The following is a 24,910-nucleotide window of genomic DNA, read 5'->3' on the forward strand; positions in this document are numbered from 1 at the left end:
AGTTGTTGAGTTGTTGAGTTATTTGGTTATTGGGTTATTGGGTTATTGAGTTGTTGAGTTGTTGAGCTATTGGGTTATTGGTTATTGAATTATTGAGTTATTGAGTTATTGGGTTATTGAGTTATTGGGTTATTGGGTTGTTAAGGTTCTTGTTTTCTGGTTATAATGTTTGGATACTTTAATTTTAATAATCCTTTTAAAAATTGCTCAGTCAATCTTAGTAATTTCAATGGGCGTAATGTATTCGAAATGTGAGACAGCAGCTTTAATTAATGAACTCTTAGTAAATTTAATTGGCAGTGTTATCTAATTATTTTGCGGTGAGTTCTACTTGACCGTTGTTATATTTTGAGGGACATTTCATTAGTATTTTATCGGCATGAAAAACTTGTCCATCCGCTTTGCCGGTAATAACAATTTGCTCGGAGCGCTCAAAATCTTGAGGCTTAGTGCCATTAAAAACAACTTTTAACTCTGTTCCTTCATTATCCTTCATATAAAAAGCAAAGAGGTTGGCATTCACCTGCGGATTGTATTCCAAAGCTTTTTCTTTATTTAACTTACCAACAACATGGTATTCACTATCAGGATTTTTAGCTGCAGCAGCGAAAGAGGAATACGTACTAGAATCGGCCACAGTGCTCATAATTGCCGCAATTGCAACGGCTATTAGCACAATAAAAACAATGTGTATTTTTTTCATGAATTATTTTTTAATTTCTTTTTCGAGTTTGGTGATTTTACGATCTAGCCGTGTGAGGTAAACCACAATGCCTGCAAATATGATAACGAGCACGGCCACCACTACATATATTTTACCGGAGGAGCGTAATTCCGAAGCCATCTCCACAGGTGCTTGATCTTGAGCAAAACTTATGAGTGCATTTGTTAATAATGTACTTAAGAGCAATAATTTTTTCATTCAACAGCTTAATTTAATTTGTTAAAACACCCCTTTTCAAGAGAATTATTCGTTGCTTTTTAAGGCTATTTTTTTTAGTCTTACACCGAGCGACATCAGCCAAACGCCTAGTAAGGTCCAACCTATTACAGCAGGATAAAAAACAATGCGCATGTTACTGTCCAAATCGTACTTCCCAAAGCCTGGATTTCCACCATTTCCGGGATGAAGTGAATCAGTCATACGTGGAAGAATCAGTAAGAACACAATTAACAATACGTAGGCAAAAATGTTATAAATAGCAGATACCTTAGCTCTTTTATGCTCTTCATCCAAGGAATTGCGAAGAATGACGTATGCGAAATAAAAAAGCAGTGTAATAGCTGCACCATTTAACTTTGCATCGTTTACCCACCAATCGCCCCAAGTAAAATTAGCCCAAACAGAACCTGTTGAAATACCCAAAAGACCAAACAAGATACCCACATTGGCCGCTTCCGAAGCAACAATATCGTGTTCAATATTGAACCCTGATAAATATTTAATGCTGTAAATGAGCGATACCAGTAAAATAATAATCATCCCAAACCACATGGTAACATGAAAGTATAAGTTTCGAATGCTTTCGTGCAAAATATTTAGTTCGGGAACTTTCAATAAAAATCCGGCAATTATTGCATAAAAGATAAAAAGCACCGCAACAATTTTCCACCAATTATTCTTCATTTAATTCTCAATGCTGAATGTGTAAATTAAAATTAAAAAAATGCAATCATGCTTCACTCTTAAAAGTATGTAAAAAGGAAAGTAGCATTCCATTTTTCGACAAAGTTACCCCTTAATTGCGAATTTTCAATTCTTCGTCGGATATTTAAAATAATATTCCCTGAATAGGCTCAAAATCAGCATGAATAAGGCAAATCGAGAAAATAAATTGATATTAAATGCAATCGAGCCAAAATTATTTCAAGGCGTCGTAGATTAATTCTTGCACTTTGGTGCGGATACCCAATTGAACCAATTTTTTATTTTCAGCATCCGGATAAACCCGATTTGAAAGAAAAACAAATACCAATTGATTTGCGGGGTCGACCCAAACCATTGTACCGGTGAATCCGGTATGCCCAAAACTTAACAAGGAAACACATGAACAGCAAGGATCATCCTTTAAGGGATTGGGTTCGGGTTTATCAAAGCCAATTGCTCTTCGGTTATCCTCTTCGCAGTATTGACAATTCGTGAAGGTTTGCATGGTTTGAGTTTGTATATAACGTTCACCACCATACAGCCCATTGTTCAAATACATCTGCATCAATTTAGCTAAATCGTTGGCATCGCTAAATAAACCGGCATGCCCCCCCACTCCACCAAGCAATGCTGCACCCTGATCGTGCACATAGCCATGCACCAATTGCTTTCGGAAGTTAAGGTCGTATTCGGTAGGGACAATGCGCTTTACATCCATTTTTTTTCGTGGTAAATAGCCGGTTGTTGTCATACCCAGCTGGCTGTATATTTTACCCACATAATTTTGAAGCGAATCTTTCGTCTGTTTTTCAATAATTTTCTTCAAATAATAGTACCCCAAGTCACTGTAGAGGTATTTTTTTTGAGCTTCTAAGGCAGAGCTTGAAATGGTGGAATAAATAGAATCTGCAAAGGAGTTTAAAATATATAAACTATCCGCAACCTGAGTAGATATAAGCGGAGTGGGAATTCTGCTATATAAGGAGGGTTTCCAATCTCCCTTTTCCATGGTATTTTTCCAGAATGGTATCCAGGCTTTTAAACGTGCTTGATGGGTAAGTATGTCCCGAATAATTAGCTTTTCCTTGCTGGTTCCCTTTAACTCAGGGAGGTAATAGACTAAAGACGAGTCTAAATCGAGCTTACCTTGTTCGTATAATTTCATTAATGCTAAAACAGAAGCGCTCACTTTGGTAACAGAAGCGATATCGTAAACTGAAGCATTATCAATGGGAACAGTGTTTTCGTAAGTTGTATTCCCGAATGATTTATTGTAAAATACCTTACCGGCTTTTGCCACAAAAATTTGGCAACCCGGGGTAGCATGCTGCTTTATAGCTGAATTAACAAGGGTATCAATTTTTGCTAAATCAACAGCTGAAATGTTGAGTTCTTCGGGCAATACATATTTAAAGCGAATGGGTTCACCTAGATCGATTCCCGTTCCGGATTTAAAAAATCCGGGAATGGTGAAGGCAAGTTTACCTTTAGATGTTGCTCCGCCAAAAATAAGCTCAGCACTTAATCGCTGCGTAAATTCAACTTCCTCATAAGCCATGATTAAGGCATCATACTTCAAAGGATCCTTAAATTTGCTAAGGCAGATAGGATTTGCAAGCACGGTAAGGATTACTTTTGTGCGTGCTTTCACACTGTCGATAAAGTTAATGGTGAAATCGCTCACACCAAAATTTTTATTCGGTCGAACATTGGTGTTGTTGATGCAACCTAGCACAAGATTAAATTTGGCCAACTCTTTCATTACTGAATCGCGCAAGAATTTTGGAGCATCGTTCGTCACATTAAAATGTGTAATGGAGGTATAATTTTCGAGTGTTTTTTGAAAGGTATTTAACTGACGATCGCCCATGCTAAGTGAAGCAATTCGCAAAGTATCCAAACGTTTTAGGGGCAAAATAGAATCCTTATTGGTAAGTACAGTAAGCGCTGCTTCATATAATTTTCGGTTAAGCAGTTCGGAAGCTGTTGAATTTAAATCGTTAGCCAAATTTTTTGTTTCAATGGGCTTTATCTGATTCAATCCCGCCCATTCCTTAGCTTTTAAAATACGATAACACCGCGCATAAACATCGCTCCAGCTTATTTCGCAACTGTCAATAGCATTCTTAATTTCTTGCATAGCAGTTGGAACATCTTCAGCAAAAAGCAACATATCATTTCCGGCAATAAGCGCTTTTGCATCCAGTACCCCAGGTTTATAAAAATTGCTCACGCCTTTCATATTGAGGGCATCCGTAAACACTAATCCTTTAAATTTTAAAGAATCCTTAAGTAAACCGGTTACAACAGCTCTTGAAAGAGAGGATGCACTGTTTCTGGTAGTATCATAGGCTGGAATATTGAGGTGTGCCACCATAACGCTGGCCAAACCATTTTTTATTAATTCTTTAAATGGATATAGTTCAATGGAATCCATTCGTTCGCGCGAATGATTAATCACTGGAAGTGCTTTGTGTGAATCCACATCGGTATCTCCGTGCCCGGGAAAATGTTTTGCATTGCTTAATACATGTAAAGTCTGCATGCCTTTCATATAGACTGTTCCCTTTCGGGCGACGTTGAATTTATCTTCACCAAAAGAGCGGTAGCCAATAACCGGATTATCAGGATTGCTGTTGATATCCACCACCGGTGCAAAATTTACCTGAATTCCTATACGCTTGCATTCACGGGCAATTTGTACACCCATTTGATACACTAAACTATCATTTTGAATAGCACCCAACGTCATTTGCTTAGGATACTTTGCAACACTATCGAGGCGCATGGCCAAACCCCATTCGGCATCCATACTCACGAGCAAAGGTGTTTTAGACAATGCCTGATAATTGTTGCACAGCATTGCTTCCCGGTAAGGGCCGCCTTGCATAAACATAATTCCACCAATGTGGTAATCGCAAATTAGTTTTTCAATTTCTTCGCGGTGCTTTTGATCTTTATTGCTCCATGCAGCCACCATAAACAATTGTCCGAGGCGTTCTTCCGGGCTAAGCGATTTGTAAACGGAGTCGGTCCAATTTTCTCTTTTATGCTTACGTGAATGTTTTCTTTTGTTAAATTTTTTGATGGAAGCAGAATCCACATTGGCTAAGTCGTAGTCGAGCGCCAATGAATCGAGCGTTGCCTTCATGCGCGTCACTTTAAACTCATCGATAAATACCGCATTGCTCCACACCCACTGGGCTAGCAGCAATGAAAAGACAAAAAAGAGGTATTTAAAACTTCGTTTCACAGTAATTTGTACGCAGATTTTAATTGAGGGTTAAAGCTATTTATTAAGAAAGCCTGATTTTTTAAGGTCAACTTTTGTTTTCAACAATAGTAGTGTTGATTGTTTATATCGTTAGGAGCAGCTTCGCTGTGTATCAGCAAATCATTGACTTACATTTCTTGCACTTGAATTCTCGTAAAAACCGTTATTTTTGTAGAGAACGATTAATTAACGCGCGATATTGTAATGACGGATATTATTCACCTTTTGCCCGATTCTGTGGCCAATCAAATTGCTGCGGGCGAGGTAATACAGCGGCCGGCTTCGGCTGTGAAGGAGTTGATTGAAAATGCGGTAGATGCAGGAAGTACTTCCATAAAATTGATACTGAAAGATGCGGGCAAAGTGTTGATTCAGGTGATTGACAATGGCAAGGGAATGAGTGAAACGGATGCCCGTATGAGTTTTGAGCGACATGCTACTTCTAAAATTCAACAAGCAGCCGATTTATTTGCCATCACCACCAAAGGATTTCGCGGAGAGGCCTTGGCCTCTATTGCTGCGATTGCACAAGTGGAGCTTAAAACACGACGACCGGAGGATGAAATAGGAACACGTATTTCAATTGAAGGCAGTGAGTTGCAAATTCAAGAATCCTGCAGCACACCTGTTGGCACCTCCTTTTCTATAAAGAATTTATTTTTTAATGTACCTGCGCGCCGAAATTTTTTAAAATCAAACCCGGTAGAAACCTCTCATATTATTGAAGAGTTTCAGCGAATAGCATTGGCACATCCCGATATCGAATTTTCAATCCATCACAATGGTGCGGATTTATTTCAGCTGCCTAAAAGTAATCTACGGCAACGTATTGTGAATGTATTTGGTGCCAATTATAATCAGCGTTTGGTTCCTGTGGAGGAAGAAACTTTTATAGTAAAAATTACCGGTTTTATCGGTAAGCCGGAGTTTGCGAAAAAAACTAGGGGTGAGCAATATTTTTTTGTGAACAATCGTTTCATAAAGAATGGTTATTTGCATCATGCCATTCAAAATGCCTATGAGCAGTTGCTTCCCAAAGAATCGCATCCGAGTTATTTTTTATTTCTTAGCGTTGATCCAAAATCAATCGACATCAATATTCATCCCACAAAGACTGAAATAAAATTTGAGGATGAGCGTGCTATTTATGCCATATTGCGTTCAGCAGTAAAAAAATCCTTAGGACAACACAACATATCGCCTACCATTGATTTTGAGCAAGAAGCAAGTATCTCCTTAGATGGACCTCCAAAAGACCGAATTATCGAAGCTCCAAAAATCAGAGTTAATCCGGATTATAATCCTTTTAAAAGTCAAACTAGCCTCGATAATGCGCGAGCCTTCAGTGGACCCAGTTTAACTCAAAAAGCAAATTTGCAAAATTGGGAAAAGCTCTATGAAAGCCATGAGTATGCTTCGGTTCATCAAGCTGTTTCAATGGATGCAGTGCCCAAGCAAGAAACCATTAATCCAAAATGGGAGAATGATTTTTCGGAAGTTTCGAAAAGTTTGACGTATCAATTGCATGGTAAGTACATTTTGTCACATATTAAGACAGGATTTATCATAGTGGATCAACAAAGTGCACACGAGCGAATTTTGTACGAAAAATTTATTCAAAATCTGGAGCGTCAAAGTGCTAGTTCGCAGCAATTATTATTTCCTGAAACACTTGAATTTAATGCCTCCGATACTGCATTAGTACATTTATTACTAGCGGAATTAAATGCACTTGGTTTTGCGATTGAAGCGTTTGGTAAAAACACTTTTGTGGTGCATGGCATTCCACCAATTATGAAAGATACTGACAGTAAACATAGTTTGGAGAGAATTTTGGAAGAGTTTAAAAAAAATCAATCTGAATTAAAATTAACAAAAAGCGAAAACCTTGCACGTTCCATGGCGATCAATGCCGCTGTGAAATCAGGAAAACAATTGGGCAACGAAGAAATGAAAAGTATCATTGATGAGTTATTTGCATGCAAACAGCCTTACTCCTCACCTTCAGGAAAGCCAACATTAATAACTTTTTCTCTCGAAGATTTAGAAAAAAGATTTAAGAAATAATTTAAATTAATCGTTGCTGTCAACTGCGTAAGGCTGAGCAATACCATAACAAATAAGAATGAGTTACGAACAATATCGACCATCAAGTTTTAAATTGCTGCCGGATGTAGTAAAAAATTTATTGATCATAAACGGGCTATTTTTTTTAGCCACGTTTGTGTTTGATACTCGTTTTCACATCGACTTAACCGATATTTTAGGCTTACATTATTTTGCTGCCGACAAATTTCGTCCTTGGCAATTTGTGACCTATATGTTTATGCATGGTAGTTTTACACACATTGCTTTAAACATGTTTGCTCTGTGGATGTTTGGGAGCAGTATGGAAAATGTATGGGGACCTAAGCGATTTCTTACATTTTATATTTTCACCGGCTTGGGTGCAGCATTAACGCATTATTTGGTGGTATACTATCAATTGCACCCGGTGCTCACGGCTATTGATACTTATATTGCACATCCTGATCCTGTGGCGCTTAAATCATTTTTGGATGATCCCACCTTATTTAATTTAGGGGTAGATAATGTACAGCATAATTTTCAAGTGTTTGCGCAACAATACAACGATTTATTGGTAAGCGATAGTTTAAGAGCACAACAATTATCGCTCGACTTCATGCAACAGTATCGTGCCGATTTTATGAATGCACCGGTTGTGGTTGGTGCATCGGGAGCTGTATTTGGTTTACTCTTGGCATTTGGCATGACTTATCCCAACAACATTATTTATGTGTATTTCGCAATTCCTATGAAGGCGAAATATTTTGTAATGTTATATGGCGCAATAGAACTCTATAGTGGCATCTCCAACAGCAGCGATAATGTGGCGCACTTTGCACATTTGGGTGGAATGTTGTTTGGGATATTGCTTATACTTTATTGGCGTAAAAAATTTAGATTTTAATATTATCTATGCAGAATTCAGTTCTTGATGACATTAAAAATGCGTTTAAAAATGGCAGCGTGGTTACACGGTTTATCCTTATAAATTGTGCTGTTTTTATTTTTGTAAATCTTGTAAATCTTATCTTTTTTTTATTCCGTATTGCTCCTGAAAACCAGATTCAATTGTTGAATTGGTTGGCAGTTCCGGCAGATTGGACTCAATTGCTTTTTCACAGGCCATGGACACTTTTTACGTATATGTTTTTACACGAAGGCTTTTTTCATATTCTTTCGAATATGATTATGCTTTATTTTGGAGGGCAGCTTTTTATTGAATACTTGGGCGAGCGTAGGTTTTCGGCTACTTATTTTTTAGGCGGAATTGCCGGTGCTCTTTTATACATTGTTGTTTTCAACCTGTTTCCGGCTTTTAAATCCATTGCGCCACATTCGATTGCACTTGGCGCATCTGCTTCCGTTTTGGCAATATTTGTAGCCGTTGCCACTTACCTTCCAAATTTTAGTGTAAACCTTATGTTATTTGGACCAGTTCGCTTAAAATTTATTGCTCTTTTTTTGGTAGTGCTGGATTTAGTGAGTATTGATAAAGGCAACCCCGGTGGACACATTGCCCATTTGGGTGGCGCATTATACGGCTATTTTGCAATGGTTCAATTAAAAAAAGGGCGTGATTTTTCAAGTAGCTGGAGTAATTTATTTCAAAAAATTTCAAGCTTTTTTAAATCAAAACCAAAAAGTAAAATGAAAGTCGCACATCGCGTAACGCGTGATGATCAAGCCTACAATGCGCAAAAAAAATCCAAACAAGAACAAATAGACCGAATATTGGATAAAATTTCGAAATCAGGTTATGAAAGCTTAAGCAAACAAGAGAAGGAGGAATTGTTTAAGATGAGTAAGGAGTGAAGATTTGGGTTGTTGGGTTATTGAGTTATTGGGTTATTGAGTTGTTGGGTTAATGAGTTAATGGATTATTGAGTTAATGGATTATTGAGTTATTGAGTTAATGGATTATTGAGTTATTGAGTTATTTGTGTTAGTGAGTTAGAGTTAGTGAGTTAGTGGATTTATGAATTAGTGAAGTAGTGGGTTGTTGAGTTTCCGGGCGAACTATTTATCAACGCGGATTTTATGGGACTCATTATCCCACGCTGACGGGGGTTGGGGGTGGAAAATCATCCTGATTTATTTACTAATCTGATAACCCTGAGACAGGAAAACACTGAAATTAAAAGCACTGACTTTGTAAAGTTTTATTGAATAAGAATTAAATTGAAAAATCTCGGACGGTTCCATACCTTATTTTTACTGCTTAACATTGTATTTGTAACCATGTTACTCTGCTCCTATTTAGGTGCATTTGTGAGCCCCCAAAAATTTTGGCCACTTGCATTTTTTCCGCTTTTGTATCCCTATTTAATTATCGTTAATGTATCGTTTATTATATTTTGGTTGATACAATTTCGCAAATTATTTTTACTCTCCACTATCAGTATACTAATTGGCTGGAACAATTTGGGCAAGTTATTCCAATATGCGAATACACGCATGAATGAGCAGGTTGTAGAAAGTGATTCTTACATTAAAGTAATGAGTTTTAATGTGCGCGTTTTTGATTTATATAACTGGAAACACAATACCGAGACACGGAGCAAAATACTCGAATTTATCCGCCAAGAAAATCCCGATGTAATTAATTTTCAAGAATTTTTTTCTGATGATGGTAACTCTTTCATGCACCAAGATTCGTTAAAAAGAATATTGAATTTGCCTTATGCCCATATTGTGTACACTGCTACAATGCATAAACACGATCATTGGGGAATTGCAACCTACAGCAAGTTTCCAATTACTGCTATGCAAAAAGTTGCCTTTCATAAGAAGTCGAATAACTTGTGCATTTATACTGATTTAAAAATTGACAGTAAAATTGTGCGGGTTTATAATATGCATTTACAGTCTTTGCATTTTAAAAAGAAAGAGTATAAGGTATTGGATGAATTGAAAAAAAGTGAAGATGTAGAATTTGATGCCGAAGAAATGAATGCCTCAAAAATGATTCTTACCCGACTTAAGCGCGCTTTTGTTCAACGTGCTTCTCAGGCAGATTCGGTGGCTGCCAGCATTGCCCGTTCACCACATTCGGTAATTGTTTGTGGCGACTTTAATGACTCTCCTTTTTCGTATGCTTATCGCACCATTTCATACAAGCTGAAAGATGCCTTTATAGAATCGGGAAGCGGTTTTGGACCAACCTATAATGGCAACTTACCTCCCCTGCGTATTGATTATATTATGCATTCAGGAGATTTGAAATCGTATAATTTTCAAACCTCCAAGGTCGATTTAAGCGATCACTTTCCGGTAAGTTGTTACATTAAAATTAAATGATTCCTTTATCACTTCGATACTGCCTTTTTTACTGTTTGTAAATTAAGCAAATTCATAGGGTTAGCGCTTAAACCGGATATTGTATTTTGAAAAAAATAAACTGTCGCTTCATCATACAATGGAGCCAGAGCAGCATCTTCGATAAGGATTTGATTCATCTCCATTAATATTTTTTTACGCTTTTCAGGATTCAGTTCTTCCATTGATTGCTCATATAATCTATCAAAATTAGGGTTTGAATAATAAGCTACATTCTCACCCATGGGAGAATTATTTTTAGAATAAAACAATTTCAAACAATTTTCAGCATCAGGATAATCAGCCTGCCAATTGTTACTGTAAAAAGTGAAAGCTGATTGTCTAAGCATTTCCGGATAAATATCCGTCTCAAGGTAATTTAGCTGAAGATTTATTCCAATTTTTATCAAATCATTTTTTATGCCTTCGCACCAATCGCTATATTCTCGCGTGGAATTAAGCGTAAGGGTTGGGCAGGGATTTTTTTCAGAATAACCTGCACGTTCCAGTAAATCGACAGCCATCTCCGGATTGTAAGGATATCCCACTTGCCGGGAAGTATCGTACTCCGCAAACCCGATTGGTAAGAGCCCTTTATTACCAGCCATGCCAATATTATTGTGCAAATTAACAAGTAGTTTTCGTTTATCAATACCATAATTAATTGCCTTACGAAGGAGCTTGTTGCTAAAAGGATTGCTTGCAAATCTCTGTTCATTCGTACCAAACCTAAAACACAAATACTGCTTTTTAAGTGCAGGGCAGGTATTGAAATTTATCTTGCCTTTGCATTTCTTAGATAAGGAGCCATCCGTATTTACAACATCTCTTAAATATTGGGCTTCTAAACCGGATATAAAATCTAAATTACCTTTCATAAATTCAAGATATTCAGTTTGCTTGTCTTTTATAAAAGAAATGGAAACAGCATCTAAATAAGGAAGCGTTTTACCCGCTTCGGTTTCAAAATAATTCGCATTTCTTGCTAGCAATAATCGCTTTCCAACTTCCCACGATTTTAATTGAAAAGGTCCGGTTCCAATGGGGTGATTCCCGAAAGCAGAACCATAATATTCAACAATTTCAATTGGGACAACAGCAGCATACTGCATGGTTAATGTTTTTAAAAAAGGTGGAAAAGGATGCCTTAAATAAATTTTTAAGGTGCTATCATTCACATCCATAAAACCTTTAAAATTACTTTTTACAGAATGATCAATACAATCAAAAATCCAGGCACCGGGAGAAGCCGTATTTTTATTGAGAATTCGTTTAAAACTATTTACAAAATCCGAAGCACGTACTTTTCTACCTTTATTGTTTAGAAATAAAACATCGTCATGAAAATACACATCGTTTCTTAATACAAAAGTATATTCCAGTCCATCGGGCGATATCTTCCATGACTTCGCTATGCTGGGCACAACTGCCAATTTTTCGTTTACTTTAACTAAGCCATTATACAGTTGATTCACCACCCAACAATTGGCTCTGCTATTGGCAAACGCAGGATCAAGTGAGTTAATTTGTTCAGACTCGTTGTAGCGAAATACCAATTTAGATGCTTCATCCTTCTTATCCTTCAAGCGGCAAGAAGTAAATTGGAGCAGAACAAGAGAAAGGATAAAACACTTTTTTAATTGCATCAATTTTAAGCTAATATTGCAAAGGAATAAAAATAAGACGAAAACAACTAGTTGCTCCGAAAAATGGGTCAACTTTCCTTCCTTAATTTCGGTGAATTTAACAGTTGTCTTATGGCTGTTAAAAATCTATAAAAGCAATTTCATAAAGCTGAGTATATTTGTAGGCTTACAAGATTTTTAACTTACTTTACGTAGATTTTTATTATCCAATAACCAAGACTTATTTATGTTACACAATTTTACCAAACAGCTATTCTTTTTAATGTGCGTTGGGATATTTTTCAACGCTTCGGCAGCTACTGAAAATTACTCCATTTCCTTTCAGGTAAAAGGATTAAAAGGAGGCAAATGCATGCTGGGCAATCATTTTGGCGACAAGCAATACATACAAGACAGTTGCATAGTAGATGAAAATGGAAAAGGATTCTTCAAAAAGAATAAAACCTTACCGGGTGGAATTTACCTATTTGTTTTGCCCAGTAAAAAGTACTTTGAAATATTAATCGACAAGGATCAAGATTTTTCGTTTGAAGTGGATACTGTGGATTTTATTGAGTCGATGAAGGTTAAAGGTTCGGACGACAACGCACTTTTTTACAAGTACCTTTCTTTCATAACTCGAGAACAAAAAAATGTTGAGCCTTTACGCAACAGGTATCAGGATCCTGCTACATCCAAAGATTCGGCTGATGCCATTTTGAAGCGTATCACGAAAATCGACAACGAAGTAAAAAACTATAAGTTAACTTATATTAAGGAGCATGGAAATACGATGTTGGCAAGTATTTTCAACGCTACCGAAGAGCCTGAAATTCCTGAAACACCTAAACTTGCCAATGGAACATTAGATTCTACCTTTGCTTATCGTTATTTCAAAAAACACTTTTTTGACCGTGTTGATTTTAAAGACGACCGATTACTTCGAACCCCAATATTCCAAAGTAAATTGGAACAATACATGGAAAAATTGGTTTTGCAAATTCCTGATTCCATCAATAAGGAAGCAGATATGTTAGTTGAAAAATCTAAATTGAATCGTGAGGTTTTTAAGTTTGTTGTGTATTACATTACCAGCACCTATGAAACATCCAAAATAATGGGAATGGACGCTGTTTTTGTGCACATGGTAGATAAATATTACACAGCCGACCAAGCTACTTGGATGGACAGTACTGCACTTTACAAAATTCAAGACAGAGCAAGAATTTTAAAACCAATATTAATAGGAAAGCAATGTATGCCATTGAATTTAGAAGATTCACTCGGTAAATTCCATTCCTTATACGCCCTTAACGCTCGCTATACAGTTCTCTTTTTTTGGGATCCAGACTGTAGTCATTGCCAAAAATCAATGCCTAAAATGATCGAAACCTATGACAAACTAAAACCAATCGGATTAGAAGTTTATGCAGTTTGTACAGAGGTGGAAGTCGATAAATGGAAGAAATTCATTAGAGAAAAGAATTTGCATTGGATAAATGTGGGAGATCCTTATTTGCATAACAATTTCCGTCATGATTTTGACATCAGTTCAACCCCACAAATTTTCATTTTGGATAAGGATAAAAAAATCATAGCCAAAAAATTAGACGTAAATCAAATTGAGGATTTTATTGAAAACCGTATAAAGTTCGAATCACATCAAAGTAAAAATTAAAAAAAAGAAAGCTCTGGAAACAGGGCTTTCTTTTTTTAAGTTCGTTTTACTTTACCGCTTCCGGTCATGTCCAATTGGTCCACGAACGCTATACTTTGAGGCACTTTGAAGGATGACAATTGTTTTCGACAAAAATCCAGAATCGCTTCTTGCTCCACTTTTGCTCCTTCTTTCAATAGTATTTTAGCATGTACAATTTCACCCATCAATGGATGCATCACACCACTAACTTTACAATCAACAATAGCAGCGTGAGTTTTAAGCACCTGTTCCACTTCCTCAGGAAAAACTTTATTTCCGGAAACATTTATCATAGACTTTTCCCGACCACAAACCGTAATGAGCCCGTCTCGGTTTTTAATAGCCAAATCACCGGTAAGGAACCAACCCTTTTTAAGAATTTCACTCCGCAGTTGAGGTGGATTTAAATAAGCATCAAACATGCCGGGGCCTTTAATAGCAAGTTTTCCAACCGTTTCCGGGGGAAGAGGTTCAAAATTTTCATCAAGCATCTCAACTTGATAATCAGGCAGTGCATTACCAACTGCATCCGGATTTTGGGCAGATTTTGTGATATTAACGATGGGCAAACCAATTTCGATAATACCATAAGCTTGGCTCACCTCTTTATTGTAGCGAGTCTTAAATGCTTCACAAAATTGAAGACTAATGGCTGTAGAGGTGGAAATAACGCGTTTTAATGAAGTCAATTGACGTATACTTTTATCGCTCGCTAAAAGGCGTATATGCATGGGTGATGCATACAATAATGTACCATTAAAACGTTGAGTATACTCTATTATAGTATCGGCCAAAAAGTCTTTGCAAATAGCTATTGCTGCACCAAATCTCAAATACAATACAATGGATACCAAAAAATGATAGGCCATTGGAAGCACCCAAATTACCGTATCGCCAGGCCCTAACAGAAGTGCTTTGTTTGCTGCTTCAATGCGTTCGAGGGTTGATTTGTGTGAAACAATCACGCCTTTAGATTTACCGGTTGTACCAGAAGTAAAACGAATAAATGCTGCATCCGGAACATGCGCCGCTATTGCTTTTGATGCATCCTTTTTGGTCCATCCAAAACGCAAATCACCCGATGGAGTTGTAAATATTTGTTGATATTGCGGAAGCGGATTCACACCACTATAGTCGTCAATAATTGCATGCAAACCCGCATTTTCAACAATATCATCAATTTCAGCACTTTTTAGTTGATGAGAAATTGGCATCGCTATGGCATCGCATCCAACCACTGCAAATAAAGCGCTAATAAAATTTGTACTGTTGTGCGCCATCACTCCTACTCCATGCCCCTTACCAATTCCCGCAAGGATTAATTGTTTTCTTAAAACTTCAGTCTGATTCCATAATTCGGAAAAAGTAATTGAAAAATTATCCTCATGAATGGCATAATTGGAGGGCCATTTTAACGCGGCAGTCTCAAGCAACTTATAAACGTTCATTCGCTCGTAATAAAATATTTTTAGATGGCCTAATCACAACAGTAATCTTCGCATGAAGTCAGTTTTCTTAAACCCACAAATGCAGGTGCAAAGGTATAAAAGAGCTATGTAATTTGCTTGTTTCGAATCTGAGAAATAAGATCCATTTGCTTGCTTCCCTTAACTTGTCCACCCGCCAGCACTCCTGCTGCATATCCGCTTTGAAGGCAGGTGCCAATTACACGTGCACTGGCGATGGCTTGCTTATCTGCCGAAATATTTCTTCCGGCAAAAAACAAATTATTCACTTCGCCTGATATCAGGCTATCCGCTGGAATTTGATAATAATCAGCTTCTTTAAAATAACTCATTTTCACTTTTTTGCCCGGCTCCCAAAATTCAATTGGCCATGCCCCATTGGCAATACCGGTAGCAAACTTCCGACATGTCAAAACATCGTCTTCTGTTAATTGATATTTTCCAATAGGCCTTCTTCCGGTTCGTATGCCTGCTTCCACTGCTACTTCGCCTAATTGTGCTGCATTAAATGCTGAGATATTGCTCTTCAAAAAATTAAAAAACAGTACCACAAGTTTGCGCGCTTCCGTTTCAACTTGCGACACAGCATTAAGTTGATGTGTGATTAAAAACGGCAATGCAATTTTTAGCATTAATTTATTTTGATGCAGCGAACCCGGAACAATAGAAGTTCGACTAAGTTCTTTTGGCAGTTGGCCTGAATCGACAGCTTTGGTTATTTCACGCAATAACAAAAGGCTTAGATTAGCTTCCTTATCGGCAGCTACATGATGCAGTGTCAACACTTGTGCGGCAGCCTGAAATGTTTCATCGTCAACAATCGACAAGGATGAAAGTTGCGAAACAATTGCCTCACCTGAGCAATCCACAATTGTTTTTGGTTTAAAAACTACTTGATGATCGAAAGCTATAGCTGAAATGGATTGGATACTATTGCTCGTTTTAACACAGGACGAAATAGTAGTGTGCAAATAAACCTCTACAGCGGACTTTTGGAGAAAATCATCACAAACCGTTTTGAACATGAATGGCTGGTAAGGCAAGTAATGCAAGCCTTCCGAATTGGATTGAGGAATAGACGTACTTGCAATTTGAAGAGCAGTTGCAAATTCTTTTGCGAAACCATCACATACAAATTGAGTGTGTTCTGATTTTTTGCGCAAGTATAAACCGCAAACAGTGCCCACAATGGCAGCACTCCCTTTACCACCTAAAAAAGAATTGTGCTCGGCAAGTATTACTTTTGCTCCTTCATTGGCAGCGCCAACTGCAGCAGCCACACCGGCTGCACCGCCACCTACAACTAATACATCACAAAAAATTTCCTTATGCATAAATAAAGCAATTGTGCCAAAGATAAGGAATTCAAGAAAGGGATAATTGAAGTGGTGTGGAGGGTAATTCGTAGAAGAAGTATTTTATCAAAAAATCACAAGCAGTTTCTCTTCAGCGTTAATCATTGCTGAGATTGCAGCAAATCTCTTCTTAAGTATTGCTCAAAAACTTCCATTTCGTTGTCGCCTATTGTTTCTTCAATGTGTGCCACAATCACTTTTAATGCTCCGTTAAACTGGCTAAAAACCACCGTAAAACCGGGTATATAAGGATTTGCAGGAATGTGAGAAACATCAAGTATGGGCAAGCCTAAAAATGTTTTAGAATCTCCCCAAGCCTCACCCACATCCGAAAAAGAAAAGCTGGCTGTGGCGCCTTTAGATGAATTTTTAATTAAGAAAGAATAAATGAACAAGGGTACTCTTCTAAAAAGTTCCATCATGGTAGAGTAAGCTTGAGGAAACCCAATGCGCACCTGATGCACCATTTGCTTACTAATGTCCTCAATGGTTTCGGGAAGTGAATGCAGCTTCGCTTTTGGAATGCGAAAAAACATGAATGAAAGTTGATTACTAAATATGGGTCCTTTAGATCCGCGTAAACGTTGATTTTGCGGAAGTGGGGCCCAAAAATCGCCGGTTCCCTTTCCTCGCTTTTCCAGCAGATGATTTAATCCCCTAGTGATACACGCCAAGTAATAAGCACTATTACCAAATCGAGAGCCATTTAAACGGCTGTTGTCATTAATTATTTTGCTTTCGGCTTGTGTAAATTGTATAGTATCGAAACGCGAGCGGAGAACTGCTTTAGGTGTAGCTTCCAGGAGCGTTGCCATATTTTTAAAATCAAACTCCTCGATAAAATGCTTGGCTTCGAAGGATTTTTTCAACTTAAAAATAAGTGATTTTTTGGAGGGTATTTCATCAGGAAAATAGCTCTCTACCTGCTCCGGAATTGCATCGTCACCCAGCATCTTCATTAATAGCTGTACCCCTTTACTGTCCATAAGAGAGTGGTGTACCGAAAAAACAAAAGTTGAATTTCCATTTACCCGTTGAATTAAATCGATGTGAAATAAGGTTCCACTTTGTGCGCAGATGTCGCGATTTAAGACTTCGATAGGAATTTCAACAGCTTCAAAATGTTCGGTGATAGGGAAATCTTTTTCGGTGGGAGTTCTTTGCCAGTATGGAATTTTCCAAAGGTTAGCACGTTTCAGGCGCAATTCCTTCATCCAATTAAAAATTACAAGCGTATTCAATCGTTGCCTCAACTGAGCCAGCTCCAATTTGCCATCCAATTCAATCACTACCCGCGAAACATTTCCAACCATACCGTGCTTGCGGATATGCTGATCGAGCACCAATTGAAAATAATCGGCACCGCTAAGTGGTGATTTTTGCGCGAGGGTTGCAGGCATTTTACTTATGCTTTTAACTGTTGTATTGTGCAGTTGGCGATGGTTTCGACGCTTTTTAAATTTTCAGGAATCAAAGAATCATCCGCTAAAACAATACCGTATTGACGTTCAATAAATAATACAATTTCAATGAGTGAAAAAGAATCAATGCCGACGCTGCTAAGTGGTGTATGCTTATCCAAAGCAATGCCTTCGGCCAAAATGTGAGTGGAAATGAAGCTGCAAAGCTCCTTACAAATTGTTTCTATGTTGGGATGGATATTCATTTTTAATTCCTTCGGTGTTTATCAACTGCATAAGCTACCCACATGGTTAAGCCAAAAAACACCAATAAACGAATTACATTATTTATTATACTCAGCAAATGTCCATTGCGCAAAAATATTTCGTGAAAAGCACTGAGTCCCCAATTTAAAGGAGAGACCATGCTTACTGTTTTCATTACATCCGGCATTAACGCAACAGGAACCCAGATTCCTCCAATTGCTGCTAATATTAAAACGGAAACAGATCCCGAAATGGATGCTTGTTGGTGGGTAGTTGCAATGGTGCCTACCATTACACCAAATCCAATAGCGGCAAGCGCGCTACTTAAAGTTATAATAAGAATTGAAATTGGACTTGACCCCATTTGCAAAACCGGTAATCCCAGCATCGGTAAAATATAGAGTCCTACACTAAGCATCAGTAAAAACTGAATTAAACAAACAGCCAAGTAGATAATTATCTTTCCGGCCAAAAAAGTGATGTAATTTCCAGGAAGCGTTTTTAGTCGAATCGATGCGCCTTCGCCACGCTCCATGATGATACTTCCTGACAAAGGAATCACAATAAAAAACATGGCAAAAACAATCCATGCAGGTACATTGTGTTGCACCGAATTGGGGAATATTTTATTCTCTGCTTTGCGCGCATACACTTCTTTGTAGCCAAGCACTTCTTTATCATTAAAAGTGTTTGCGGAATTTACTGGCATAAATTCAGCAATTTCTTCTTTAAATGTTTTGAAAATAATTTGCGATTTTACTTTTGAAATAAATTCCCGCAAGGAGGCAGTAATGCTACTGATAAAGGATTTTTTTGTAACAGGATCAATAAAAATAATAATGTTAAGCGAATCTTGAATTTGCATAGAATTAGCTGCAGGCATGGGTGCACTTGAATCAGCCAAAGCGGATGCTATCATTTCCTTTACATTACTGCGCAATGCTTTGGTGGCCCCTTTTGGAATTATTATTCCCATCATAAATTTTCCTTCAGCTACAGCCTTTTGAGCTGTTTCAGAAGTTGCAGCTATTCCATCAATATTTTTTTCGAGTTTAAAAAACTCTGTTTGCGCAATCCCATTTTCGAGGTAGGAACCTAATGTGTCTTTGTCTTCGTCCACAAACAAAATAGGAACGCCTGATTCATTGATTGATTTTAAGGCAGCATCCTGAATAAAGGTCATGATAAAAACCAAAATCATAGGCATAAGAAAGAGAATCCCTAATCCTGCTCTATCGCGGATTAGGATTAAAAACTCTTTGGTTATGCTGGCTAATAATCTTTTCATACCTTAATACGAGTGAGGCACATCTGTTAAATTCAAAAACACATCCTCCATTTTTCGAAACTTTGGATTGCTGGCAACTAACTCTTTAGGTGAACCCTGGGCGATAATTTTACCATGGTCGATAATAGCCACTACAGAACAAAAATTTTCTGCTTCTTCCATGTGGTGCGAGGTGTAAATAATGGTTGTTCCCGACTGATTTATTTTTTTTAAATGATCAATAATCAAGCTTCTGGAATGCACGTCAATCCCAACAGTAGGCTCGTCCAAGAAAAGTATTTTGGGTTGGTGTAGAATTCCAGCAATTAAATTTACTCTTCTTTTCATGCCGCCCGACATTTTTAGAATGCGTTTATTGGCATGCTCGGCCAATTCAAAATGCTCAAGAAAAGCATTCATTCGCTCTTCTAAAATCTTGCCGGAGATGCCATACATATTTCCAAAAAAACGCAAATTTTCTTTTGCGGTTAAGCTGGGATACAAGGCTATATCCTGTGGCACAACACCTATAATTTTTTTAATTTCTTCGCGGTGATGCTTGTGATCAAGATTGTCAATTAAAACAGTTCCTTTGCTGGCATCATATAAACCACACAAAATAGAAATGGTAGTAGTTTTTCCGGCACCATTGGGTCCGAGCAATCCAAAAACTTCATTGCGATGTATGCTCAATGAAATATTTTTAATTGCTTCTTCGCTTGCTCCCTTATGTGTTTTGCTGAGCCCTTCAATTTTGATAATAATTTCAGAACTCATTTCAATTCAAACTTTTGCACGACTTATTATTCATTTTAAATGCTGTACCAAGACTAAAAAAGCCTTGTTTTGCTGCTAATTGCTACTTTTTTGGGGCTGCAAATGTAGCAATTTGATTTAATTTGAACTAAGGATTTATTGGTGAATTGATTGTGGCTTAACCAATCGCCTCCAATTTGTGGAGGCTAGCTTGAATTATTTTTTTCTCAGCAGAAGTCTTTGCTAGGAACAAAGCTTGTTTAAACTGCGCAATTGCTTTCTTATTATCTACTTCCGAATATAGATTTCCAAGCAAAGAATAATAAAGGTGGTTGCTTTTTAAATCTAATTTTTCGGCTTCAATAATCGCTTCTTTCTTTCCGTTTGCCTTAGATAAAGCATACGTTCGGTTTAGTGCAGCAATGGGCGAATATTCGATTTGCAGCAGGCGGTTGTAAAGTTGTAAAATATTTTCCCATTTTTCGGGACTGTCCTTTTTGTGAGTATGCCAATAGGCTATTGCGGCTTCGAGGTGATAGCGACTCAATTTAACGCCGGTAGAAGCGCTATTTAAATATTGTTTACCCTTTGCTATCAGTTCTTGATTCCATAAATTTTCATCTTGCTCCTCATACAATACAAACTCCCCTTCCCTATTGGTGCGTGCTTCAAAGCGTGAGGCATGAAAACACATCAATGCCAATAGTGCGTTTGCTTGTGGCGTATTGGTTAGTTCATTTTCGGTTAGCATCACATTCAGTCGCATGGCCTCTATACAAAGGTCTTTTCGTAGCGTTGTATTTTGAGAACTCGAATAATATCCTTCGCTGAAAAGTAAATATAAAGTCGTTAAAACAGTTTCCAATCGAGCTTGAATTTCCGCTGGAGGAGGAAGTTCAAGCTTTATTTTTTCAGTTTTCAGACGTTCCTTGGCGCGAGCTAAACGTTTATAAATTGTGTCCCGATTGCTTAAGAAAGCATCTGCAATTTCGTCGGCACCAAAACCACACAGAATGTTTAATGATAGGCCTATTTGCGCTTCTGTTGTGATGGCCGGATGACAAATGGCAAACATCATTTGCAGTTGACTGTCTTCCATATTTTTCCCCGACCAATCAATATCAAAATTCGTCTCCACACTGCTATTCAGCTTTAGTTCTACTTCAATTTTTTCAGAAAAAACTTTAGAGCGGCGAAGGGCATCCAATGCTTTGTTACGGGAAACCGTATAAAGCCAAGCCTGAGGATTTTTGGGTAAACCTTTTAAACCCCAAGTTTCAGCAGCCAGTAGAAAAGTATCGCTCACAATATCTTCGGCAATTTGGATGTGTTCGAGGCCAAATAATTTTGTAAGCACAGCCACAATTTTACTATACTCGGTGCGAAATAAATGTGGTACAATCTCTTCTTTATTCATTGAAAAAACGTCCCTGCTTTTACAGGGACGTTTTAAATTATCACAACTTAATCCATGGGCACTATTGCCCGCACCTCAACATTTCCGCCCATCTGCAAAATGGGGCAGGATTTTGAAAGCTCAACTGCCTCGTCGAGAGAAGCAGCTTTAACGATGGTATAACCGCCAATCGCCTCTTTAATCTCAACATAAGGACCGTTGGTTATTACGTTAGTGGATTTGATAACCCGACCATCACCCTCCAATCGATTACCGGCGCTTACTAATTTATTTTGCGCCGCAATGCTTCCAATCCAATCTTGCCAGGGCTTCATCATGGCTTGAATTTGTTCGGGCGATGGTTGACTTTGCGCTTTACGTTCCTCATTTCGGAACACTAATAAAAAATCTTTCATAATTTTAATTTATTTAATGGAGTGCATGCCCACATTGTTACCTTCCGAATCGATGAAGAAGGCCATAAACCCTATATCCTCACTAATTTTAGTTTTGGGCATCACTACCTTTCCTCCTGCTGCTTCTATTCTTGCAAGCGCCGGAGCCATATCAGGGTTCGCATTTAAATAAATTTTGGCGCCATCCATACTGGGCTTGTGCATGGTGCTTTCACAAAGTCCGCCGGAAGCTTTCCCATTTCCGTTTTCGCCGGGAAACATGGCCATTTTCATACCCATCATTTCCATTCGTTCCATTTTAATCGCAAATACGGTTTCATAAAATTTTGCAGCGCGGTTAATATCAGCTACCGAAATTTCGAACCAATTGAGTGAATTGTCTTGTGCTGTCATATTTTTGTTTTTTTTGCTTGAAGGATTCAATACCTTCAATTGCAGGGTTTATAATTTTTAAATGAATTAAATTTGAGATGCCAATTTACAAATTAAAAGAAGAATTGTTCCGAAACAATTTGACCATTGCTTACTTGAAACAAACATATTTCTTCGAGCTTCATTCTTCCCTTGCCTTTAAAGGTTGCATCAAGCATCATGGCAAAACTGAAATACGATCCGCCTATGTTAGGTTCTGAAAATGAACTGCTGTGATGGGCCTCAATCATGGCTGCAAAATTGGCTCCTTTTTGCAGTACTGCGGTTTTACCGGTAGCAGAAGGAAGCGGTGAATAAGCGGGTTCAGTGCTGGTGACATTATCTGCAAACAATTCTTCTTGCGCTTCTTTAAATTGCCCTTTGCGGCACAATTCCAATAATCTGTTAGCTACTTCTGTTGTTGACCTTGTTTTTGTTTCTGTGGACATGATTTCATAAATTAATTGGTTTATATACCATCAGAACGAATGAGATTTTAAAATTGGACAGGAAGCGAAAAATAATTTTTGAATTTCTTTTTTCGAATCATACTATTGGAAAAAAGTGAATTGTACATTCGAATGCGGATGACGCTGATTCGGAGGATTGGGCGGATTTTTTAACTAATTGTTGCTAAGCAAAATTGATTAGGATTTTTCTTTCTCTTGCAAAACTTCCAATTTCAGTTTACATTCATTTGCAATGGCTTTTGCTAAACCAAGTCCTGCTTTTGTAAATGGCCAAACAAATAAGGTTTTGATGGGATGGCTTTTGCAGATTTCCTTTATTGATTGAATAGCCAGTTTTTTACTTTCTCCTTTGCCTCTCATCTGCGGAAGCGTGGTAGCAGAACACAAATAAATGCAATCGTAGGATGCACCCACCTTTGTTTTATCTAGCATTTTCTTTTCACTTATTGTTCCTTCCAAAAATTCGAGCATGATTTTACTTGTGGTAGGGATTACCAGAATCCAAATCAAAGGCCCGTTTTCGTTAGAAAGTTCGGTTAAGGTGGCGGGATGTATGGCTTGCAATTTTTTTAGTTGCTGTGGACTAACCTGAATTTGATTAGGATCATTACGTGTTGAAAATACTTGTTCGATGATGGCGAACATTTGATCGTAATTGGATTTTGTCATGCTAGTTGTTAAAGGAAAGTTTCATGTTTCATGTTTGAATAAGTTTAAGGTTACTTGTTTTGCAAGAGATTCAATTTTCTTGATTTGTCAAAAGCTAGCTGCACTGAGCGCTCAAATACGGTAAGCTATTGCGTTAATGTTCATGCCGGCACCAACAGAAGCGAATAAGACTACATCACCAGTTTTTACAGCATATCCCTCAATTTTCCCCTTTCGCACCATATCGTATAAAGTGGGAACGGTTGCCACCGAACTATTACCCAATTTATGAATGTTCATGGGCATTACCTTATCGGGGACATTTTGAATTCCATAAAGTTTATAAAACGCTTTAATGATTGCTTCGTCCAATTTTTCGTTGGCCTGATGAATAAATATTTTGCTGATATCTTGAATCCCCAATCCGGCAATGTAGAGGCATTCCTTCATGGCTTGCGGCACATTTTTAAGCGCATACTCATATATTTTTCGGCCTTTCATTTTTATGTAGCGCATGCGTGGATCAGAATCCGGAAAATTAGATTCGCCTAAGTACAAGTAATACGCTTCATCCATACAATGCGAAAGGGTGCAATGGCTAAGCACTCCACTTCCTGTGTTTTCAACGTTTTCAAATTCAAGCACACATGCACCGGCCCCATCTGAAAAAATCATACTGTCACGGTCATAAACATCCAGCACACGGCTTAGAGTTTCGGTGCCTATCACCAAACATTTCTTCGCAATTTTGGCCTTAAAAAAAGAATCCGCCTGAATCACTCCTTGAATCCATCCGGGGCAACCGAATAAAATATCGTAGGCAACACAGCGTGGATTATGAATTCCTAAATTGTGTTTAATACGGGAAGCAAGTGCCGGCAATACATCGGTTTGAAAAGTATGTTTCACCACATTGCCAAAGTTATGCGCTACAATAATTTGATCCAGCGTTTCCACATCTATTTCACTCTCCTTTATAGCTTCTTTGGCAGCAAGGGTCCCAATATCTGAAGCATTCATTTCTGTAGGCACATACCTGCGCTCTTCGATACCGGTAATGGCCCTAAATTTTTCGACAACTATACTTGGATTGGCTTCAATGCGCTTTTTATCCTCACTAAAAAAATCGTGCACAGTAAAATCACGGTTTGTTTTAACAATAGGAGGCATAAAACTCCCTGTTCCTTTAATGACAGTTCTTTGCATGCATTCAACAGATTAATTTACTACTATAAAGCAGCTTTATACAAATTTACTAAATATTTCAAGCTTTATGAAACCGATATGTTATAAAGTTGAAGAATGATAAGCGATTTGAGCAAGCCTACTTTAATTCTTAATCGAGTTGAAGAGTAAGAAATATTAAAAAAAGTTCTCCCAAATTTGAGGTGATTAGAAGTCATACAATTCAGTTCAGTAAATTTCTTTTA

At 37.7% G+C, this 24,910-nt stretch carries 22 protein-coding genes; 5 read left to right on the forward strand and 17 right to left on the reverse strand.

The genetic code is table 11. The features are described from left to right. Nucleotides 1–310: 310 nt before the first annotated feature. The 4 genes from IPP32_16970 to IPP32_16985 form a co-directional block, all read right to left on the reverse strand. Entirely contained in the window at nucleotides 311–703 is a 393-nt protein-coding gene (locus IPP32_16970; protein MBL0049775.1) for a cytochrome c maturation protein CcmE, read from the reverse strand. A 3-nt stretch (nucleotides 704–706) separates the two neighbouring features. Continuing rightward, on the reverse strand, nucleotides 707–922 hold the full coding sequence (locus tag IPP32_16975) for a CcmD family protein (protein MBL0049776.1): 216 nt from the start codon (nucleotides 920–922) through the stop codon (nucleotides 707–709). Nucleotides 923–967: 45 nt separating this feature from the next. Next, nucleotides 968–1,627 carry a cytochrome c biogenesis protein CcsA gene (gene ccsA / locus IPP32_16980; GenBank protein ID MBL0049777.1) on the reverse strand — a complete coding sequence of 220 codons (660 nt, stop codon included), beginning with the start codon at nucleotides 1,625–1,627 and terminating at the stop codon, nucleotides 968–970. A gap of 235 nt (nucleotides 1,628–1,862) precedes the next feature. Continuing rightward, nucleotides 1,863–4,901 (reverse strand): serine hydrolase, encoded by a 3,039-nt coding sequence (locus IPP32_16985; GenBank protein MBL0049778.1) that lies wholly within the window; start codon nucleotides 4,899–4,901, stop codon nucleotides 1,863–1,865. 225 nt (nucleotides 4,902–5,126) lie between these two features. Between IPP32_16985 and mutL the strand changes: the two genes are divergently transcribed. The 4 genes from mutL to IPP32_17005 all read left to right on the forward strand — a co-directional run bounded on the left by mutL (nucleotide 5,127) and on the right by IPP32_17005 (nucleotide 10,286). Beyond that, a complete protein-coding gene (mutL, locus tag IPP32_16990) occupies nucleotides 5,127–6,989 on the forward strand; it encodes a DNA mismatch repair endonuclease MutL (protein ID MBL0049779.1) in 1,863 nt (620 codons plus the stop codon). A gap of 58 nt (nucleotides 6,990–7,047) precedes the next feature. Continuing rightward, complete coding sequence (locus IPP32_16995) at nucleotides 7,048–7,893, forward strand: rhomboid family intramembrane serine protease (GenBank protein MBL0049780.1); 846 nt, start codon at nucleotides 7,048–7,050, stop codon at nucleotides 7,891–7,893. An 8-nt stretch (nucleotides 7,894–7,901) separates the two neighbouring features. After that, nucleotides 7,902–8,801 (forward strand): rhomboid family intramembrane serine protease, encoded by a 900-nt coding sequence (locus tag IPP32_17000; protein ID MBL0049781.1) that lies wholly within the window; start codon nucleotides 7,902–7,904, stop codon nucleotides 8,799–8,801. Nucleotides 8,802–9,167: 366 nt separating this feature from the next. Then, on the forward strand, nucleotides 9,168–10,286 hold the full coding sequence (locus IPP32_17005) for an endonuclease/exonuclease/phosphatase family protein (GenBank protein ID MBL0049782.1): 1,119 nt from the start codon (nucleotides 9,168–9,170) through the stop codon (nucleotides 10,284–10,286). 8 nt (nucleotides 10,287–10,294) lie between these two features. Here IPP32_17005 and IPP32_17010 read toward each other — a convergent pair whose 3' ends face one another. Next, nucleotides 10,295–11,890: an ABC transporter substrate-binding protein gene (locus IPP32_17010; GenBank protein MBL0049783.1), complete on the reverse strand. Its 1,596-nt coding sequence runs from the start codon at nucleotides 11,888–11,890 to the stop codon at nucleotides 10,295–10,297. 322 nt (nucleotides 11,891–12,212) lie between these two features. Here IPP32_17010 and IPP32_17015 point away from each other — a divergent pair, with 322 nt between their 5' ends. Beyond that, nucleotides 12,213–13,607, forward strand: coding sequence for a DUF5106 domain-containing protein (locus IPP32_17015; GenBank protein ID MBL0049784.1), 1,395 nt, complete (start codon nucleotides 12,213–12,215; stop codon nucleotides 13,605–13,607). A 35-nt stretch (nucleotides 13,608–13,642) separates the two neighbouring features. On the opposite strand, the gene IPP32_17020 is transcribed toward IPP32_17015, so the two are convergent. The 12 genes from IPP32_17020 to IPP32_17075 all read right to left on the reverse strand — a co-directional run bounded on the left by IPP32_17020 (nucleotide 13,643) and on the right by IPP32_17075 (nucleotide 24,686). Beyond that, nucleotides 13,643–15,076, reverse strand: a complete 1,434-nt coding sequence (locus tag IPP32_17020; GenBank protein ID MBL0049785.1) for an AMP-binding protein — start codon at nucleotides 15,074–15,076, stop codon at nucleotides 13,643–13,645. Nucleotides 15,077–15,180: 104 nt separating this feature from the next. After that, a complete protein-coding gene (locus IPP32_17025; protein MBL0049786.1) occupies nucleotides 15,181–16,428 on the reverse strand; it encodes an FAD-dependent oxidoreductase in 1,248 nt (415 codons plus the stop codon). A gap of 122 nt (nucleotides 16,429–16,550) precedes the next feature. Beyond that, a complete protein-coding gene (locus tag IPP32_17030) occupies nucleotides 16,551–17,849 on the reverse strand; it encodes a hypothetical protein (protein ID MBL0049787.1) in 1,299 nt (432 codons plus the stop codon). Nucleotides 17,850–17,854: 5 nt separating this feature from the next. Then, nucleotides 17,855–18,115, reverse strand: a complete 261-nt coding sequence (locus tag IPP32_17035; protein ID MBL0049788.1) for an acyl carrier protein — start codon at nucleotides 18,113–18,115, stop codon at nucleotides 17,855–17,857. Between the two features lie 2 nt (nucleotides 18,116–18,117). Continuing rightward, entirely contained in the window at nucleotides 18,118–19,404 is a 1,287-nt protein-coding gene (locus tag IPP32_17040; GenBank protein MBL0049789.1) for an ABC transporter permease, read from the reverse strand. 3 nt (nucleotides 19,405–19,407) lie between these two features. Next, the gene (locus IPP32_17045) at nucleotides 19,408–20,160 is read right to left on the reverse strand and encodes an ABC transporter ATP-binding protein (protein MBL0049790.1); all 753 of its coding nucleotides are present in this window, start codon (nucleotides 20,158–20,160) and stop codon (nucleotides 19,408–19,410) included. Between the two features lie 157 nt (nucleotides 20,161–20,317). Next, nucleotides 20,318–21,556 carry a sigma-70 family RNA polymerase sigma factor gene (locus IPP32_17050; protein ID MBL0049791.1) on the reverse strand — a complete coding sequence of 413 codons (1,239 nt, stop codon included), beginning with the start codon at nucleotides 21,554–21,556 and terminating at the stop codon, nucleotides 20,318–20,320. A 47-nt stretch (nucleotides 21,557–21,603) separates the two neighbouring features. After that, the gene (locus IPP32_17055) at nucleotides 21,604–21,951 is read right to left on the reverse strand and encodes a transcription initiation protein (protein MBL0049792.1); all 348 of its coding nucleotides are present in this window, start codon (nucleotides 21,949–21,951) and stop codon (nucleotides 21,604–21,606) included. Nucleotides 21,952–21,960: 9 nt separating this feature from the next. Beyond that, complete coding sequence (locus IPP32_17060) at nucleotides 21,961–22,344, reverse strand: VOC family protein (protein ID MBL0049793.1); 384 nt, start codon at nucleotides 22,342–22,344, stop codon at nucleotides 21,961–21,963. Nucleotides 22,345–22,436: 92 nt separating this feature from the next. After that, nucleotides 22,437–22,811: a nuclear transport factor 2 family protein gene (locus IPP32_17065; protein MBL0049794.1), complete on the reverse strand. Its 375-nt coding sequence runs from the start codon at nucleotides 22,809–22,811 to the stop codon at nucleotides 22,437–22,439. Between the two features lie 198 nt (nucleotides 22,812–23,009). After that, entirely contained in the window at nucleotides 23,010–23,501 is a 492-nt protein-coding gene (locus IPP32_17070; protein ID MBL0049795.1) for a hypothetical protein, read from the reverse strand. A gap of 111 nt (nucleotides 23,502–23,612) precedes the next feature. Next, on the reverse strand, nucleotides 23,613–24,686 hold the full coding sequence (locus IPP32_17075; protein MBL0049796.1) for a 3-oxoacyl-ACP synthase III family protein: 1,074 nt from the start codon (nucleotides 24,684–24,686) through the stop codon (nucleotides 23,613–23,615). Nucleotides 24,687–24,910 lie beyond the last annotated feature (224 nt).

Source organism: Bacteroidota bacterium (genome assembly GCA_016721765.1).
Classification (GTDB): Bacteria; Bacteroidota; Bacteroidia; order UBA4408; family UBA4408; genus UBA4408.

Bases quoted from the DNA above. Each gene is read 5' to 3' on its own strand.
- IPP32_17075 (MBL0049796.1), bottom strand. From the start codon at position 24,686: ATGCAAAGAACTGTCATTAAAGGAACAGGGAGTTTTATGCCTCCTATT.
- IPP32_17055 (MBL0049792.1), bottom strand. From the start codon at position 21,951: ATGAAAGATTTTTTATTAGTGTTCCGAAATGAGGAACGTAAAGCGCAA.
- IPP32_17050 (MBL0049791.1), bottom strand. From the start codon at position 21,556: ATGAATAAAGAAGAGATTGTACCACATTTATTTCGCACCGAGTATAGT.
- IPP32_16975 (MBL0049776.1), bottom strand. From the start codon at position 922: ATGAAAAAATTATTGCTCTTAAGTACATTATTAACAAATGCACTCATA.
- IPP32_17035 (MBL0049788.1), bottom strand. From the start codon at position 18,115: ATGAATATCCATCCCAACATAGAAACAATTTGTAAGGAGCTTTGCAGC.
- IPP32_17040 (MBL0049789.1), bottom strand. From the start codon at position 19,404: ATGAAAAGATTATTAGCCAGCATAACCAAAGAGTTTTTAATCCTAATC.
- IPP32_17000 (MBL0049781.1), top strand. From the start codon at position 7,902: ATGCAGAATTCAGTTCTTGATGACATTAAAAATGCGTTTAAAAATGGC.
- IPP32_16970 (MBL0049775.1), bottom strand. From the start codon at position 703: ATGAAAAAAATACACATTGTTTTTATTGTGCTAATAGCCGTTGCAATT.
- IPP32_17060 (MBL0049793.1), bottom strand. From the start codon at position 22,344: ATGACAGCACAAGACAATTCACTCAATTGGTTCGAAATTTCGGTAGCT.
- mutL (MBL0049779.1), top strand. From the start codon at position 5,127: ATGACGGATATTATTCACCTTTTGCCCGATTCTGTGGCCAATCAAATT.
- IPP32_17025 (MBL0049786.1), bottom strand. From the start codon at position 16,428: ATGCATAAGGAAATTTTTTGTGATGTATTAGTTGTAGGTGGCGGTGCA.
- IPP32_16995 (MBL0049780.1), top strand. From the start codon at position 7,048: ATGAGTTACGAACAATATCGACCATCAAGTTTTAAATTGCTGCCGGAT.
- IPP32_17045 (MBL0049790.1), bottom strand. From the start codon at position 20,160: ATGAGTTCTGAAATTATTATCAAAATTGAAGGGCTCAGCAAAACACAT.
- IPP32_17065 (MBL0049794.1), bottom strand. From the start codon at position 22,811: ATGTCCACAGAAACAAAAACAAGGTCAACAACAGAAGTAGCTAACAGA.
- IPP32_17070 (MBL0049795.1), bottom strand. From the start codon at position 23,501: ATGACAAAATCCAATTACGATCAAATGTTCGCCATCATCGAACAAGTA.
- IPP32_17030 (MBL0049787.1), bottom strand. From the start codon at position 17,849: ATGCCTGCAACCCTCGCGCAAAAATCACCACTTAGCGGTGCCGATTAT.
- ccsA (MBL0049777.1), bottom strand. From the start codon at position 1,627: ATGAAGAATAATTGGTGGAAAATTGTTGCGGTGCTTTTTATCTTTTAT.
- IPP32_17020 (MBL0049785.1), bottom strand. From the start codon at position 15,076: ATGAACGTTTATAAGTTGCTTGAGACTGCCGCGTTAAAATGGCCCTCC.
- IPP32_17015 (MBL0049784.1), top strand. From the start codon at position 12,213: ATGTGCGTTGGGATATTTTTCAACGCTTCGGCAGCTACTGAAAATTAC.